Genomic DNA, 14,439 nt, shown 5'->3' with positions numbered 1-14,439 from the left:
CTGGCGTTTCGGCTCGCTCGCGACTAAATTAGCGACGCGGCGCTGCGGGGTGCGTGTCGGACCTTAATTCCCCGGGGCCTTATCGATCTCCAAGGGAGCTGTCCCTGGCCTTGCCCGTGGGCTCGGCCACTATGGCGCCCACCTACGTTGTAGGTTCCCGGGATCGATGTCCCACGGCTCACGCGGCCCGCGCCTCTCTCGGACGACAGGATTTCATGTCCGCCGACGTCAAGACCGACCTGCGCCGACGCTCCCTGGCCCGCCGCGACTTGGTTACCCATCACGAAGCCCATGAGGCGGCCCTGCGCGTCGCCGAGGGCGCGTTGACGCTGACGCGGGAACTCGCACGGCGGCCCGATGAGGTGGTCTCCGTTTACTGGCCGATCCGCAGCGAGCTCAATACGCGTCCTTTCATCGACGCGCTCGCCTCCCGTGGGATTGCGACGGTTCTGCCGGTGATGACGGCGGTGCGTCGCCCGCTGATTTTTCGCGCCTTCGTGCCGGGCGACGAGCTGGTCAAAGGTCCATTCGGGCTGTCCGAGCCGTCGCAGGACAAGCCGTCTTTCCAGCCCGATATCATTTTCGCGCCGCTCGCGGCCTTCGACCGAAGGGGCAGCCGTCTCGGCTATGGCGGCGGCATCTATGATGCGACCTTATCGGAGCTGCACGGCAAAAAACGCGTCGTCGCGATCGGCGTCGCCTATGCCTGTCAGGAAGCGGAATGCGTGCCGATCGAGCCTCACGACCAACGGCTCGACTTTCTGCTGACCGAGCGAGAGCTGATCGCCGTCTGAAGGCGCGCGCCCGCTTTCCGGCGCCGGTCGGCGTCAGCCGCGTTGGAAATAGCGGCGGCGGATGAACGCCGTCAGGCTCTCGCGATCGAGCAACTGCAATCTTTCGTGCAGACGATTGGCGTGCGCCAGCACATTCTCGGCCCAGGCCCTGATCTCGGCGGACTCGGCGCCGGCGCGGTCACGGAGCTCGGTGAGGCCGGCGATGTGCTCCCGCGCGGCGGCGAGCTCGTGCGCGACCGCCTCGGCGGCGGCCGAGATGCGCGCGACGTCCGCCGACAACCGGTTCCGCTCTTCGGTGAGCAGACGAATCTGCTCCTGCGCTTTCGTCCCGTCGCCCGCCGCTGCGACGGCGCCGGTCCGTTTGCGAATGTCCTCGCGGGCCGCATCGAGCTGACTCTGCGCCGCGGCGGCGGTCGAGAGCGCCTTCGCCTTCTCCTCGGTGAGCGACGCGATCTGCGCTTGCGCGGCGGCTAATTCCTTCTTGGCCTCTTCGGCGGCCGCTCGCGCCTCGGTGGCGATCTTGACGAGCTTTTCCCTCTTGGCTGTCAACACCGCGACCTGGGCCGCGAGATCACTTTCGGCCGCCGCGGGCTTTGGCGCGGCGTCCGGCTTTGCGGGCTGCGGCGCGGCGGGCTTCGGAGCCGCCGCGGCAGGAGCAGGGTCCGGCTTCGCAGGCGGCGGCGCGGGCCTTGGAGCGGCGTCCGGTTTGGGGGATTGAGCCGCGACGGGCTTTGCCGCGGCGGCCAGCGTAGCCGGCTGCAGCGCAGCGGGCCTCGGAGCGGCTGCGGCGGGCGCGGGCGCCGTTTTGGCGGGGGTGGGCGCCGGAGTAGCGGCCTCGGGAGCAATCGCCGCGGGCGGAGCGCTCGGCCGGGCCGGCGCTGGAGCCGTAGGAGTCGGGTCGCGAGACTCTGCGGCGGCGTTCGCCGGCGGCGTCGAAAGGGACTGGCCCGAATTTTGATTATCGTCAGCGTGCGGCATGGCGGGACCTTAGCCTCGGCGAAGGGGGCCGTCAACGCGGGGCCGTGCTCCTCTCCGGCGGGCCCCTCGGCGATCTTGCGGTCGACGGCGCGGGAGAGACGCGGGCGCGCCCGCCCGGGAGCGGCGAAATTCGCCGCCCGGAAACTTCGGCCGGCAAACACGCGGCGGCGCAAGCGCGCGCCGGCTCTTGGCGCCGCGGGCGGGCGACTGATAAAATATGAAAACTGGGTTACGTCGCCCGACGGAGGATCGATCTTGCCGGACCTGCGCCCGCATGCCGTCCGCACCGCGCTCGGCTTCGCGTTTCTTGCTGCGGCGCCGGCCGCCCATGCGGGGGATTTGCCGATCGCCGCAGTTCCCGACGGCTGGATCGTGACGTTGCGCGGCATCGGCGCGCTGGCGCCGAGCTTCCCCGGATCGGCGAGGCTGCGGCCCTATCCCTTTCCCGCGATCGACATTCGCCGTATCGGCGAGCCGGAGCTGTTCTCGACGCCGGACGATGGTTTCGGCCTCGCGCTGGTGGACGCGCACGGATTCCGCGCCGGTCCGGTGGCGAATTTCGTGTTCCGGCGCGGGCAGCGCGATGGTCTGACCGGCGTGCATACGGTGTCGCTCACCCATGAGCTCGGCGGCTTCATCGAATATCGCGCGGGCGAGCATTTCCGCACACGCGCCGAGCTGCGGCAGGGAATCGACGGCCATGAGGGCTTCGTCGCCGCGCTCGGCGCCGATCTCTTCGGCGGCGACGGCCGCGCCACGGTCTCGATCGGGCCGCGCATCAGCCTCGGCGACAATCGCTACGCCAACGCCTTCTTTTCGGTGACGCCCTATGAGTCGCTTCTCAACGGCGGCCTCGCGCCCTATGAGGCGACCGGCGGCTTCACTTCCGCTGGCGGGCTCGCCACCTTCCGCTACGATTTCACCAAGAATTGGAACGCCACCGTCTATGGCGGCCTGCAGCGGCTGACCGGCAGCGTCGGCTCGAGCCCTATTCCGTCCGATCTCGGCTCGCGCAATCAATTCACCGCCGGCCTGTCGATCGCCCGATCTTTCGAGATCCGCGGTTTCGCGTGGTGAGCCGCGCGGCCGCGCTCACACCGCGGCCGGCGCCGCCAGCTCTCCGGCGAGCGCCTTGGCGATGAGGCCGCGCGTCTCCTCGACTCCGTAGAGGGCGACGAAGGAGCCGAAACGCGGACCGCGGCTCTCGCCGAGCAAGACCTGATAGAGCATATTGAAGAATTCATTCGAGACGCCCGGCCGCTCCGGCGTCGCGCCCTTGGCCGCGAGGTCCTGATAGCGCGGCACGGCGCGCGCGACGTCATAGAGCGCGGTCTGAATGTCTTCGGCGCTCGCGTCCTTCGGCAGGGCGGCGAGCGTCTCCGACAATGTCGTCAGCACCGCGCACTCGACGTCGTCGACGGCGCGATAGCGCTTGGCCGGCCGCACGAAGTCACGGAAATAAGCCACCGCATAGCCGACGAGCTCGTCGAGCCGCGGATGGTTCTGCGGCGAGACCTGCGGCGCATAGCGCCGCAGGAAGCCCCAGAGCACAGCGGGGTCCTCGGCGTTGGCGACGGTCGCCAGATTGAGGAGCATGGAGAAGGAGATCGTCGTCCCCTTGGTCTCGCCCGCATGAACGAGCGTTTCCGGCTCCGGCGGCGCGCCGAAATGGACGTGCCAGACAGGATTGCCGAGCCGCTCCTTCCACGCCTGTCTCCGATAGGCGTCGAGGAAGGAGAGATAATCGTCGACATTGCGCGGGATCACGTCGAAGTAGAGCTTCTTCGCCGCCGTCGGCTTCTGATACATGAATTGGGAGAGGCTCTCGGGGCTGGCGTAGGTCAGCCATTCCTCGATCGTCAGCCCATTGCCCTTCGACTTGGAAATCTTCTGGCCCTTCTCGTCGAGGAAGAGCTCGTAATTGAAGCCTTCGGGCGGCCGGCCGCCGAGCGCGCGCACGATGGCGGAGGACAGCTTCACCGAATCGATGAGGTCCTTGCCGGCCATTTCGTAATCGACCGAGAGCGCATACCAGCGCATGGCCCAGTCCGGCTTCCATTGTAGCTTGCACGCGCCCCCTGTGACCGGGGTGACGAAAGCCTCGCCCGTCTGCGGATCGCGCCAGGAGATGGTCCCCGCGGCGGCGTCGACGGCGTCGAGCGGAACCTGCATGACGACGCCGGTTTTCGGATGGATCGGCAGGAAGGGCGAATAGGTCGCCGCCCGCTCCTCGCGAAAGGTCGGCAGCATGATCTTCATCACCTCGTCGTAGCGCGCGAGCATCTGCCGCAGCGCGGCGTCGAAGCGGCCGGATGCGTAATAGTCCGTCGAGGAGGCGAATTCGTACGAAAAGCCGAAGGCGTCGAGAAAGGCGCGAAGCCGCGCATTATTGTGCGCGCCGAAGCTCTCATGCGTCCCGAACGGGTCCGGCACCCTGGTGAGCGGCTTGCCGAGATGAGCGGTGACGAGCTCCTTGTTGGGAATATTGTCCGGAACCTTGCGCAGCCCGTCCATATCGTCCGAGAAGGCGAGGAGGCGCGTCGCGATCCTGCCCTCGGTCAAGACCTCGAAGGCGTGGCGCACCATGCTGGTGCGCGCCACCTCGCCGAAGGTGCCGATATGCGGCAGCCCCGACGGGCCGTAGCCGGTCTCGAACAGGACGCTGGTCTGCCCCGTCTCGGCGACTCGCTCGACGAGCTTGCGCGCCTCTTCGAACGGCCAGGCCGGCGAGACGCGGGCGGCTTCGAGAAGTTCGGGAGGCAAGACGTCGGGCGTGGGCATGATCATGCTGCATTTGCGAAGGGCCGCGCACACTATGGGCGCAGGCCGCCCGCGTCAACGCGCCGTCGAGCGTTTCGACGTCGAGCCGACGCCTCTATAGTGGCGCGCGATTCTCCGCCCTCGGGCGAAACGTCTTCATGCGAACCGGCCACGCGTCATGACCTTCCTGCTTCGTTTCCTGGCGCCGGCGGCGCTCCTCACGCTCTGCGCGTGCGGCGATCGCGAGAGCGTCGCGCCGGACTCGGGTCGGCCGAGCTTCTATCGCTCGCTCGCCGCGCCCGGCGCGCGCGTCGATGCGCAGGCGGCGCGCGAGATGATCTCGCTCCATCGGCGTAACAACGCCCTCTCGCCACTCGAGATCGACGAGACTCTCCAGCAGGCCGCGCAGGCTCAGGCCGACGCCATGGCCGCCGCCAATTCGCTCGACCACAATGTGCGCGGGGCGCTGGACATGCGCCTCACGGCGCGGGGAATGAAGAGCGCCGGCGCGGCGGAGAACGTCTCGGCCGGCTATCATACGCTCGCGGAGGCTTTCTCGGGTTGGCGGCAGTCGCCGCCGCACAATCGCAATCTTTTGATGAAAGGCGCCACCCGCATGGGGATCGCCACGGCCTATGCGCCGGGGACCCGCTACAAAGTCTACTGGGCGTTGATTCTCGCCGATTGACCGTCGCCGCCGTTCACGCGCGCGTCTTGCGTTTGCCGCCGCTGCGCCCGCGCGGCGAGCCTTTCGCCGCAGTCTCCTCCCGCACATAGCGCACGCCGAGGAAGAACAGGATCTGCGCGCCGCCCGGAGTCGGCGGCGCGCTCGCCGCGACCCTCGCCTTCGGCCTGAAGGCCATGATCTCGCCCATGCCGTCGCCCCCCGCGACGATGCGGCGCGATCGCACGCGTCACCGTCGCGTTTCACAGCAGAAACGCCGAGAGTTAATGTCGCGTCAACGGAACCGTCCTAAAACCATCACAGGCGAATCTTCTTTCGGTGCGATTGTCGATGCCTCACGGCAGACCTGAACGACATCGGGCGGATCGGCGCTGCTCAGGGCGATCGTCGACCCGTTCGTCGCGCGCCCCCTGCATTCCCGGAGCGATCTCGATCAGTTCGAAAAACTCGCCTGTGGCCTGATCCCCCTGCTCGACGCCGACTCCGTCGCCGATTGCGCGGCGGATCTCTGCCGCCATCCGGAAACGCCGCCAGGCGTCCTCGCCGCGCTGCTCGAGAAGGGCGGACGGACGGCGCGCATCGTCTTCGAGCGCGCGCCGGCGCTGCATCCCGGACTCGCGCGCGTCACCGCCGAGCACGGCCCGGCCGAGCTCGCGGCGGCCATCGCCCGGCGCGCGACGCTCGACCGCAAGATCGTCGCCGTGCTCGCGTCGCGCGGCGAGAGCGAGGTGCTCTGCGCCCTCGCCGCCAATCGGCGCATCCATCTCGATCAGGCGGCGCGGCGCGCGCTGACGCAGATGGGCCGCGACGATCTCGAGCTCGGCCGCATCCTGCTCGATCGCGACGATCTGGCGATCGACGCCGAACCATTGTTCCTCGCCGCCGACGCGCGCGAGCGCCGCGCGATCATCCTGGAGGCCAGCGCTCGGGCGCTGGCCTCGGTCGGCCCGGAGACGATCGGCCGGCCCGCGGCGCACATCGTCGTTCGGATAAGAGACTGCGCGCTGGCGCGCGATCCGGAGGCGCTGGCCGAGGCTCTGGCCGAAGGGCTCGACTGCCGCAAGGCGCGGGCGCGCGCGATTCTCTTCGATCCGGGCGGCGAGGCGCTGGCCTTGGCGCTGCTCGCGCTCGGCGTCGACGAAGACGCGGCGATCCGCATTTTCATCGGCGCGGAGCGCGCCGCGCCGGATGTCGCGCGCGTGCGCGCGCTCGTCGCGCTGATGCGCTCGACGCCGCCGCGGGCGGCGCAGCGGCTCGTCGCGGCGATGACCGGCGCGGTCCGGCCCGAGAAGGAGCGCGTCGCTTTCCCCCCCGTCCAGCGCCTTCCGGCGTCCGAAAGCGGGCTGACGCGGCGCGGCAAAGGCCGGCGCCGGCCCGGCGCCAAGGTCAGCCTGTAGGCGAGAGATCGACGAAGGGCCGCCCGTCGCGGTCCTCGATCTCGACGAGCCAGAGATCGGCGTCGAAGGCGATCTCCTTCTTCATCCGCTCCTCGGCCTCGAAGGGCGCGATCCATTCGTCTCGATGCAGGCGTGCGAACAGGCGGTCCACGCCTTCCGGGAGTTCCTCGCTCTGCGGCGCGGGTCCGAGCAGAGCGGCGCGGCCGTCGAGCCGGTCGATCTTCACGAACACGGCGCCGGCTTCGGCGGCCCCGCGACGGCGCAGCATCGCCGCCGCTCCGGCGATCTCGGCGCGGCGGATCAGAGCGGCGACGAAGAGGTCCGAGCGCAGTCTCATCGGGCTCAGGTCAGTTGGTCCGCGCAGGCGGCGTCGGATGGATGGGATGCGCCATCGGTGCAGGCGCCGCCGCCGCGGCCTTCGCGCGCAGACGGCGCAGCACGGCCGCGTCCAGCTCGCCCTTGGCGGGCAGGCCGTTGGCGCGTTCGAATTTCTCCAGCGCCCGCCGCGTCGCGGCGCCCATCACGCCGTCGGTCTGGACGGAATAGCCCAATTTGGCGAGCGCCTGCTGCGCCTGCCGGACGTCTTTCGCGCTCTCTGCGGATTTCACGCCGCCGCCGAGGAGAGCGCCGATGGCGTCGCCATGGCGCTTCTCCGCCGGCCGGGCAGGCTCCGCATTCATCGCCGCCGGCCTGGGCGCCGCGGCCTCTGGGGCCGGCTCGTCGATCGCCGCGCGCGGGGGCGGCGCGGGGGGCGCCTCGAAATGCGCATGCCGCGGCGCGGGCTCCGCCGGCGCCTTCTGGAACAGCGGCGCGGGATGGCGTCCGTCCTGCAGATAGAGCGCGTTGAGCGGCACGCCGATCGCGGCGAGCGCGGCGAAGCTCAGAAACACCATGGCGCGGCGGCGTCCGCCGAACAGGCGCGCCGCCGCGGTCTTCCTGCCGCCGCGGCCGGCGCGGCGCTTCTCGCCGCGGCGGTCGTCGTCGAGCAGCATGTCGTGATTGGCGGCGGCGAGAGCTTCACGCAATTTTCTTCACCATTTCATCGCGGATTTGGAGATCGTCGCCCGGGCGGATCGCGCCACGGCGCGCGATCGTCTCGATCTTGGCGAGAGCGGGCGGGCGGTTCTGATGCGGCCGGCAGTCGAGCGGCAGGCGCACGGTCACGCAAGTGCCGCGCTGCGGCGCGCTCTCGACGGCGATCGCGCCGCCGTGCAGCCCGACGAGGCCGCGCACCACGGAGAGGCCGAGGCCTGTGCCCTCATAGGCGCGATCATGGCAGGCGCTGGCCTGGAAGAAGGGATCGCCGAGCCGGCCGAGATCGGCCGCGGCGATGCCGATGCCGCTGTCGGTGACCGCGATCGCCAGCCGATTTCCGTCCGGATAGAGCCGCACCGTCACGCGGCCCTCGGCGGGCGTGAACTTCACCGCATTGGACAGGAGATTGATGAGGATCTGCTTGCAGGCGCGCTTGTCGCCGACGATCTCCTGCAGCCCGTCGGCGTAGTCGCTCGCGAGCTCGACGCGGGCCTGCTCGGCTTTGAGCTGCATCATCTGCATGCATTGCTCGACGAGCTCGGGCGCGGAGAAGGGCTCCGGCACGATCTGCATCGAGCCCGATTCGATCTTCGACATGTCGAGGATCGAATTGACGACGGCGAGCAGATGCTGGCCCGAATTGCGGATGATCTCCGCATATTCGCGGCGCTTGGCCGGATCGGCCGGGGCGAGCTGCTCGCTCGCCAGCATGTCCGAGAAGCCGATGATGGCGTTGAGCGGGGTGCGCAGCTCATGGCTCACATTGGCGAGGAAGCGGGTCTTGCCGACGCTCGCCAGTTCACTCTCGCGGCAGGCCGCGGCGAGAGCCTCTTCGGCGCGGCGCGCCGCCGTCACGTCGGCGAGAAAGCAGATCACCCGGGCCCCGGCGTCGCGGGCCGGCCGGCTGCGCGCCTCGAAGACATGGAACACCGGCTCCGCATATTCGCCGGCGCCGGGCGCAGAGCCGACGCGCAGCCGCAGCTCGGCCGACGCCGGCGCATTCGCGGCGATCGTGTCGGAGACGAGCTTCAGAAAGGCCGGCCGGTCGGCGACATGGACGCGATGAAAAAAGCCGCGTCCCATGAGGTCGTGAGCCTCGAGCCCGTAAGTCTCGCGCCGCTCGCCGACGAGGCGGGAGACGGCGCCGCCTTCGTCGAAGCCGACGATGAGATCGCCGGCGGCCTCGCCGAGCAGGGCGAGGTCCGCCGCTCTGCGGCGCGTCTCGCCCGAATCGACGCGCGCGACGCGGATCGCGCCGGCGGCGAGAGCCGTCGCATAGGCGAGGAGCGGCGCAGCAAAAGCAATGGCGAAGGCTTCGCCCGCTGCGAAAGCGGCGAGCGAAAGAACGCCGGCGGCGGCGACAGCGACGGCGCCGATCATGGCGATGTCGAAAGCCAGCGTCGCCTCGAGGAGCCCCATCGCCAAAAGCGGAGCGACGGCCGCAGCCGGGGCGTCGGCGACCGCCACGCAGGCGCCGGCGAAGATCGGCCAGCCGGCGGCCGACACCGCCAGGGCGGCGCGCAGATCGTCGAAGCGCAGCAGCGCGACGACCGACAGCAGCGGAAACTGAGCGAGCGCGAACAGCAGGCTCTCTCCCGAGCTGGGCGCGCCCGCGACGACGACCCACACGGGCGTCGCCAGCAGAACGGCCGCGGCGAGCGCGAGGCGCGGCGCGAGAAAGGCGATGCGGCGCGCGCGCTCCGCTTCGGCGAGGGCGGGCCCCGATTGCGCCAGCCGCTCGATCCACTCTCTCGCAGTCAGCGGCCAAGTTACAGAAAGCTTACGCAAATTTCGCGCTCCTGGTCGCCGACAATCTGGCAAATCCGTCTTAAGTGACTGCTAAACCGATCACAGGAACGACGCCTTTGCGACGCATTGCGGGGAGAATGCGCCTTATGGTTTGCAACTCCTTGCCGAAAGCGGCGCGGCGGGCGTTTACGCCACGGTAGCAATCGAGGCGGATTGTGGGCGAGGCGGCCGAGGCCGTCGACGAAGGGGACCACCGCCGTGCTGTTCTTGCTGAAATGCCTCATCTTCCTCGGAATCGTCCTTCTGGTGATCGCCGCGCGCGAGGACGGAGAGCGCGATGGACTATCTCATGTCGCCGCCCGCTCCCCGGCGCGGGCCGGCGCTTCGGGCGAGTTCGCGGCGACAGCGCGCGCGGCCCTTTCGGATGCCGCGGATCGGGCCGTCGGCCGGGCGGCCGAGGCGGCGCTGGACCATTGCCTCGCGCATCCGCGCGACTGCCTGCGCGCCGCCGAGAAGCTGCAAGAGGCCAAGGGCGAGGCCGACAGGCGTTGATCGGCCCGGCGCCACGCTTGCATCCGACGAGGCGATTGCGCGAAAACGGACAGTCGCCATATGAGACTGGGCGTCGGCGCGCTCATTCTCGGGCGAGCGAACATCGGGCGACGGACATGGCCATAGACGAGATCATCGGCAATTTCGAAATGCTCGACGAGTGGGAGGATCGCTACCGCTATCTGATCGAGCTCGGCCGCACGCTGGAGCCTCTGCCCAAGGAGGCCTATACCGAGGAGAACAAAGTGCGCGGCTGCGCCAGCCAAGTGTGGCTGGAGAGCAAGACGAGCAAGGAGGGGCCCGGCGCGCCGGTTCTGTCGTTCCGCGGCGACAGCGACGCCCATATCGTGCGCGGGCTCGTGGCTCTGATCCTCGCGCTCTATTCGGGCCGTCCCGCGGACGAGATCATCGGCCTCGACGCCATGCCGCTGTTCACCGACCTCGGCCTCGCCCAGCACCTCACTCCGCAGCGCAGCAACGGCGTGCGCTCCATGGTCGAGCGCATCAAGACCGAGGCCCGCGCCGCTCTGGCGTCGTAGCAGAAAGTAGCCTCCTCATCCCGAGGCGCTTTTTGCGGCGCAAAAGCCTCGAAGGATGTTCCAGAAGGCGTTGAAGCGGCCGCCCTTCGAGACGCCCGCTTCGCGGGCTCCTCAGGGCGAGGGGACGAAGACCCTGGACGCGGCCCGTGCTTCGAGACGCGCCTTTCAGACGCTCCTCAGCATGAGGGATTCACAATAAACCGGGCTCCTCGTCCTGAGGAGCCTGCGAAGCAGGCGTCTCGAAGGACGGGCCGCCGCCGCGATCTTCGCGGGGACCCCTTGATCCAGAACACGTCACATATTGCCGAGGCATACATATTTGATCTCGAGATAGTCCTCGATTCCGTATTTCGAGCCCTCACGCCCCATCCCCGATTGCTTGACGCCGCCGAAGGGCGCGGCCTCGCTCGACATCAGCGATTCGTTGACCCCCACCATGCCGAACTCCAGAGCCTCGGCGACGCGGAAGGCGCGGGCGAGATCGCGGCTGTAGAAATAAGCGGCTAATCCATATTGCGTCGAATTGGCGAGGCGAATGGCGTCCGCCTCGTCTTCGAAGGGCGTGATCGCGGCCACGGGCCCGAAAATCTCCTCGCCGAAAATCTGCATGTCGGGGTCGACGCCCGCGATCACGGTCGGCGCATAAAATGTCCCGCCGAGCGCGTGGCGCGCGCCGCCGGTCAGCACTTTCGCGCCGCGCTCGCGCGCGTCGGCGACGAGACGCTCGACCTTTTCCACCGCCGCCTCCTCGATCAGCGGGCCGATGACGACCCCCGGCTCGGCGCCGCGTCCGACCTTCAACGCGGCGACGGCCGCGGCGAGTTTTTCGGCGAAGGCGTCGGCTACGCCTCTCTGCACGAGGAAACGATTGGCGCAGACGCAGGTCTGGCCGCTGTTACGATATTTGGTCGCCAGCGCGCCCTTCACCGCGAGATCGAGATCGGCGTCGGAAAAAACGACGAAGGGCGCATTGCCGCCGAGCTCCATCGAACATTTCTGCACATTCTCGGCGGCTCGGCGCAGCAGGATTTTGCCGACCTCGGTCGATCCGGTGAAGGTGATCTTGCGAACGAGCGGGTTCCCGGTCAGCTCGGCGCCCACGGGCGCGGGATCGTTCGTCGTCACCACGTTGAACACGCCGTCCGGCACGCCGGCGCGCTGCGCGAGCTCGGCGAGGGCGATGGCCGACAGCGGCGTCAGCTCGGCCGGCTTCACCACCATCGTGCAGCCGGCGGCGAGCGCCGCGCCGGCCTTGCGAGCGATCATGGCGGAAGGGAAGTTCCAGGGCGTGATCGCCGCCGTGACGCCGATCGCCTGCTTGAGCACGAGAATGCGCTTGTCGCGCGACTGCTGCGGGATCACGTCGCCATAGACGCGGCGGCCTTCCTCGGCGAACCAGTCGAGATAGGCCGCGCCATAGGCGATCTCGCCGCGCGCCTCGGCGAGCGGCTTGCCCTGCTCGGCGGTGATGATCTGCGCGAGGCGCTCCTGCTCGGCGAGCAGGAGGTCGTGCCAGCGGCGCAGGATCTGGGCCCGTTCCTTGGCGAGGCGTCCCCGCCAGCCGGGCAGCGCGCGCGCGGCCGCCTCGATCGCCCTGCGCGTTTCGGCCGCGCCCATGTCCGGAACCTCGGCGAGAAGAGCGCCGGTCGCCGGATCGCGCACCGCGAAGGTTGCGCCAGTGTCGGCGGCGGCGAAGGCGCCGTCGATGAAAGCCTGTTGGCGAAACGGACGGGGCTCTCTGGCGGTCATCTCGGCTGCGCTCCGGACGCGAAACGAAGGTGCTCTCGAATACGGCGCCTTCGCCCGTCGACACAACATCCGCATCCGGCAAATCCGAGGGGCCCGGTGGGCGCAGCGCTCGCGCTGCCCGAAATCCGGCGCTTTCCGGCCTTATGCGGGCGCTCGCTCGCGCTGGCCGGAACCATGGCGCGGCCTTGCGCGTCATGAGCGGGACGATGCGCAATCTCATATGGCTTCGTCGCCGAAAACCGACATAATCACGGGGATTCGCGGCGCCGCTCGCGCCCGCCCCGACGCACGACATGCGAGATCTCAACCTTGGCCGACTTCCGCAGCTTTCTCCCGATGACGCGCCGCGGCGCGCTCTCCGCTCTCTCGAACCTCGCCGGCCTCGCCGCGCCCGGCTGGATGATCCGCCCGGCTCTTGCGGAGGCCGCAGCCGGCGAGACCGAGAGCCATGGCCTCTCGATCTTCGGCGAGCTGGCCGAAAAAGAAGATTTCCTGCATTTCGCCTATGTGAATCCCGCGGCGCCCAAGGGCGGCGCGCTCGTCATGGAGCCGCCGCCTCCCGAGAAGAGCAGCTATGATTCGCTGAACCCTTTTATCCTGCGCGGAAATCCGGCCGCCGGCATCGGTCTCGTCTATGACACGCTGATGACCTCCAGCCTCGACGAGCGCGACGCGCTCTACGGCCTCGTCGCCAAGAAGGTGCGCGTCTCCGCCGACAAGCTCACCTACACCTTCCTCCTGCGCAGGGAGGCGCGCTTCCACGACGGAACGCCGCTGACCGCGCATGACGCGGCTTTCTCGCTGAACCTGCTGAAGACCGAAGGCCATCCGATGATCTCGCAAATGCTGCGCGATCTCGTCGGCGCCACGGCCGTCGCCGACGATGTGCTCGTCGTGAAGCTCGCGCCCGGCCGCGCGCGCGAGCTGCCGATCATCGTAGCGAGTCAGCCGATCTTCTCCAAAGCCTATTACACCAAGCATAAGTTCAACGAGACGAGCCTCGAGCCGCCGCTCGGCTCCTCCGCCTACAAGGTCGGTCCGCTGGACCCCGGCCGCTTCATCTCCTTCCAGCGCGTGCCGGACTATTGGGCGAAGGATCTGCCGGTCAATGTCGGCCAAGCCAATTTCGAAGTGATCCGCTTCGACTATTTTGCCGACCGCAACGTCGCTTTCGAAGCCTTCAAAGCCGGCGCCTTCACGGCGCATGAAGAGTTCACCTCTTCCGTATGGGCGACGGGATACGACTTTCCGGCCTTTCGTGACGGGCGCGTGAAGCGCGAAATCATCCCAGACGAGAATATCTCGGGTACGCAGGGATGGTATTTCAACACGCGCCGCCCCGTGTTCAAGGACAAGCGCGTGCGCGAGGCGATCGGTTACGCCTGGGATTTCGAATGGACCAACAAGAATATAATGTATGACGCCTACAAGCGCACGACGTCCTATTTCGAGAATTCCGATCTCAAGGCGGTTGGGACACCGAGCGAAGCGGAGAGAGCGCTGCTGGAGCCGTTCCGCGACCGTCTGCCCGCGGAAGTTTTCGGCGAGCCGTTCCGCCCGCCGGTGTCGGACGGCTCTGGACAAGACCGCTCGCTGCTGCGCAAGGCGGCTGAATTATTTACGGCGGCCGGATGCACGCGCAAGAACGGCGTCCTTTATCTACCAGATGGAAAACCGCTGGAATTCGAATTTCTCGATTTCTCCGGCATGTACGAACGCCATACGCAGCCCTTCATCAAGAATCTACGGCTGCTCGGCGTCAATGCGCGGCTTCGCATCGTCGACGCCGCTCAATACAAGTCGCGTCTCGACGACTACGACTATGACGTGATGTCGATCCGCTATCGCATCGCCTATTCCCCGGGCGAGGAGTTGCGCGTCCTTTTCGGCTCGGACGCGGCGCGCTCGAAGGGATCGCAGAACTATATCGGCGTCGACGACCCGGTCGTCGACGCGCTGATCGAGAAGGCGCTCGTCGCCACGACGCGCGAGGAGCTCGTCGTCATCTGCCGTGCGCTCGACCGCGTGCTGATTGCCGGACGTTATTGGATTCCGCATTATTATCTGGCGGCATTCCGGATCGCCTATTGGGACGTTCTCGGCCGTCCCGAGAAATCTCCGCGCTTCGACCTCGGCATTGCTTCGACATGGTGGTGGGACGAGGAAAAGGCGCGCAAGATCAATTTCAAAGGGCGCTGAAC

At 68.3% G+C, this 14,439-nt stretch carries 15 protein-coding genes and 1 other RNA gene; 8 read left to right on the top strand and 8 right to left on the bottom strand.

All coding sequences use genetic code 11. The features are described 5' to 3' along the window. Positions 1–36 precede the first annotated feature (36 nt). A non-coding RNA gene (gene ssrS, locus AC6IW9_RS04180) (6S RNA) lies at positions 37–192 on the top strand. A gap of 23 nt (positions 193–215) precedes the next feature. After that, positions 216–794, top strand: coding sequence for a 5-formyltetrahydrofolate cyclo-ligase (locus AC6IW9_RS04175; protein ID WP_497769370.1), 579 nt, complete (start codon positions 216–218; stop codon positions 792–794). 33 nt (positions 795–827) lie between these two features. Here the strand turns inward: AC6IW9_RS04175 and AC6IW9_RS04170 are convergent, their stop codons facing one another. Next, entirely contained in the window at positions 828–1,346 is a 519-nt protein-coding gene (locus tag AC6IW9_RS04170; protein ID WP_497769367.1) for a hypothetical protein, read from the bottom strand. Positions 1,347–2,027: 681 nt separating this feature from the next. On the opposite strand from AC6IW9_RS04170, the gene AC6IW9_RS04165 reads away from it, so the two are divergent. Next, on the top strand, positions 2,028–2,849 hold the full coding sequence (locus AC6IW9_RS04165) for a MipA/OmpV family protein (protein ID WP_497769364.1): 822 nt from the start codon (positions 2,028–2,030) through the stop codon (positions 2,847–2,849). Between the two features lie 15 nt (positions 2,850–2,864). Here AC6IW9_RS04165 and AC6IW9_RS04160 read toward each other — a convergent pair whose 3' ends face one another. Then, on the bottom strand, positions 2,865–4,553 hold the full coding sequence (locus AC6IW9_RS04160) for a lysine--tRNA ligase (RefSeq protein WP_497769361.1): 1,689 nt from the start codon (positions 4,551–4,553) through the stop codon (positions 2,865–2,867). 157 nt (positions 4,554–4,710) lie between these two features. Here AC6IW9_RS04160 and AC6IW9_RS04155 point away from each other — a divergent pair, with 157 nt between their 5' ends. Then, positions 4,711–5,220: a CAP domain-containing protein gene (locus tag AC6IW9_RS04155; protein WP_497769359.1), complete on the top strand. Its 510-nt coding sequence runs from the start codon at positions 4,711–4,713 to the stop codon at positions 5,218–5,220. Positions 5,221–5,233: 13 nt separating this feature from the next. Here AC6IW9_RS04155 and AC6IW9_RS04150 read toward each other — a convergent pair whose 3' ends face one another. Next, positions 5,234–5,443 (bottom strand): hypothetical protein, encoded by a 210-nt coding sequence (locus AC6IW9_RS04150; RefSeq protein ID WP_497769357.1) that lies wholly within the window; start codon positions 5,441–5,443, stop codon positions 5,234–5,236. Between the two features lie 109 nt (positions 5,444–5,552). After that, positions 5,553–5,855, bottom strand: coding sequence for a hypothetical protein (locus AC6IW9_RS04145; RefSeq protein ID WP_497769354.1), 303 nt, complete (start codon positions 5,853–5,855; stop codon positions 5,553–5,555). 63 nt (positions 5,856–5,918) lie between these two features. Here AC6IW9_RS04145 and AC6IW9_RS04140 point away from each other — a divergent pair, with 63 nt between their 5' ends. Further along, complete coding sequence (locus AC6IW9_RS04140) at positions 5,919–6,614, top strand: hypothetical protein (protein WP_497769351.1); 696 nt, start codon at positions 5,919–5,921, stop codon at positions 6,612–6,614. Here the strand turns inward: AC6IW9_RS04140 and AC6IW9_RS04135 are convergent. From AC6IW9_RS04135 to AC6IW9_RS04125, 3 genes are read right to left on the bottom strand one after another with little or no spacing between them, the layout of a single operon-like run. Then, entirely contained in the window at positions 6,604–6,951 is a 348-nt protein-coding gene (locus AC6IW9_RS04135) for a DUF1491 family protein (RefSeq protein ID WP_497769348.1), read from the bottom strand. The genes AC6IW9_RS04140 and AC6IW9_RS04135 overlap by 11 nt on opposite strands. A gap of 10 nt (positions 6,952–6,961) precedes the next feature. Further along, on the bottom strand, positions 6,962–7,639 hold the full coding sequence (locus tag AC6IW9_RS04130; RefSeq protein WP_497769345.1) for a peptidoglycan-binding domain-containing protein: 678 nt from the start codon (positions 7,637–7,639) through the stop codon (positions 6,962–6,964). After that, entirely contained in the window at positions 7,632–9,437 is a 1,806-nt protein-coding gene (locus tag AC6IW9_RS04125; RefSeq protein ID WP_497769343.1) for a sensor histidine kinase, read from the bottom strand. The genes AC6IW9_RS04130 and AC6IW9_RS04125 overlap by 8 nt, the downstream gene beginning before the upstream one ends. A 219-nt stretch (positions 9,438–9,656) precedes the next feature. Here AC6IW9_RS04125 and AC6IW9_RS04120 point away from each other — a divergent pair, with 219 nt between their 5' ends. Then, positions 9,657–9,950 (top strand): hypothetical protein, encoded by a 294-nt coding sequence (locus tag AC6IW9_RS04120; RefSeq protein ID WP_497769341.1) that lies wholly within the window; start codon positions 9,657–9,659, stop codon positions 9,948–9,950. Positions 9,951–10,066: 116 nt separating this feature from the next. Continuing rightward, positions 10,067–10,489 (top strand): SufE family protein, encoded by a 423-nt coding sequence (locus AC6IW9_RS04115; RefSeq protein WP_497769339.1) that lies wholly within the window; start codon positions 10,067–10,069, stop codon positions 10,487–10,489. A 294-nt stretch (positions 10,490–10,783) separates the two neighbouring features. Here the strand turns inward: AC6IW9_RS04115 and AC6IW9_RS04110 are convergent, their stop codons facing one another. Continuing rightward, positions 10,784–12,238 (bottom strand): succinate-semialdehyde dehydrogenase, encoded by a 1,455-nt coding sequence (locus tag AC6IW9_RS04110; RefSeq protein WP_497769336.1) that lies wholly within the window; start codon positions 12,236–12,238, stop codon positions 10,784–10,786. A gap of 336 nt (positions 12,239–12,574) precedes the next feature. Here AC6IW9_RS04110 and AC6IW9_RS04105 point away from each other — a divergent pair, with 336 nt between their 5' ends. Beyond that, complete coding sequence (locus AC6IW9_RS04105; RefSeq protein ID WP_497772438.1) at positions 12,575–14,437, top strand: extracellular solute-binding protein; 1,863 nt, start codon at positions 12,575–12,577, stop codon at positions 14,435–14,437. Positions 14,438–14,439: the final 2 nt, after the last annotated feature.

This window comes from Methylosinus sp. shoA (assembly GCF_059718125.1).
The sequence above is the reverse complement of the archived record's forward strand: the minus strand, read 5'-3'. Positions and strand labels throughout refer to the sequence as shown.